Genomic DNA, 1369 nt, shown 5'->3' with positions numbered 1-1369 from the left:
CCTCGGACACCTCGCCATCACCTACCCCGAACGCCTCGACTACTACCTCAACTAAAAAATGGCCCACTCACTTACACAAACAACTTGACAGGCCCTTCAGGTTGTCAGGAACTAAGCGCGGGATGCTGCCGCCGAAGAAGACGAACATCGCCGTATGGGCGCGCAGCCACGACTCCTGCCGCATATCAAGGCTCGCTTCTACGAACGCATACCGGCTGAAGGGCAGGCAGGCGACGAACAAATACACCTTCGAGGTCTCACCCGTGGTCGGATCCATCAGCCCCATCGTGGGCCCGGACCAGTCGACCTCGATGCTGCGGCCGGCCTTGTGGCCAACCCGCGACGTCGCCCCGGTCACGGCGGCGTGCTCGCCATAGAGCCGGCAGAACCGGTCATAACTCATCACCGCCTGCCCTGCGCGAGTAGACGCGTCGACATACTCTTGGTGCAGCAGCTTCAATGTCACCCCCACCCGGGCCAGCTCGGTGTGCACCCGAGCCCAGTCCGGCTGCGCGAAGGCAATCTCACGGACGCCACGGCCGGGAAACAACGCCGCATACACCTCGACCTCCGACAGCTCGGCGACGTCATCCCAGCCGAGGCCGGCCAGCTCCGCCGCATCGATGACCGCCTGAATGCTGTGCCGGGATATCCCATGAGCGGACTCAATTAACTCTTCGCGACAGGCCTTGATTACGCAGCTGCAACACCAGCTTCGCTTTGATCTTCCGTACCGTTACCGGCACTCCTTCCACCGTGTGTCCCTCACATGGTGGAAGGAGCTTCTCAGGTGGTGCTCAACCACACCAACGGTGGTGCTCAACCACGCCAGTCGCGCTACCAGGCGATGGTGCTGACCCGCACCACAGGTGGAACCCACAGAAGCCAATATTCACCTGGGACGCGGCGGTCGGAGGCGATCTCTGGCCGGTCATCGATGCTGACCATCCCGATGATCCTCCCGCCGGTACGCTCACCCAGAGGCCTGCGGCGTTTACGCATGGTGCGCTTGGATTGCAAGATGATCCCTTCGCGTGCGAGCTCGCCTTTGGGCATCGCGTAGATCCACCGGTAGATCGCTTCGTGGGACACCGTCCGGCCTTGGGCGTCGGGGGATTTGACCATAGGTTCAACGCTGGAGTCCGTGGCCTCCAAAAGCAAACGCCCGGCGACCTGCCGTGGTGTCCGAGACCTGAAAAGATCCGCCCGTACCCGGGCGGCGAGGACCGGATCGGCGTCGATCTTGCGCATCTGCGGACGCTTCCGACGATCCTTGAGGTGTGTCAAGTAAGTGAGACACGGGATAGTCGTTTTTCGGGTTAAGCGGCAGTCTTTTGCTGCAGCTGGTTTTGACGGTAGTTGGCCAGTG

Annotated in this window: 2 pseudogenes; both read right to left on the bottom strand. The window is 61.8% G+C overall.

The features are described from left to right. Positions 1-94: 94 nt before the first annotated feature. Positions 95-746 (bottom strand): annotated as a pseudogene (locus IWX62_RS16145) (IS21 family transposase); the annotation flags it as partial. 142 nt (positions 747-888) lie between these two features. Beyond that, a pseudogene (locus IWX62_RS16140) lies at positions 889-1269 on the bottom strand (IS30 family transposase); the annotation flags it as partial. Positions 1270-1369: the final 100 nt, after the last annotated feature.

It is taken from the genome of Arthrobacter sp. CAN_A1 (assembly GCF_015751665.1).
In the GTDB taxonomy this organism is placed as follows: Bacteria; Actinomycetota; Actinomycetes; order Actinomycetales; family Micrococcaceae; genus Arthrobacter_D.
The sequence above is the reverse complement of the archived record's forward strand: the minus strand, read 5'-3'. Positions and strand labels throughout refer to the sequence as shown.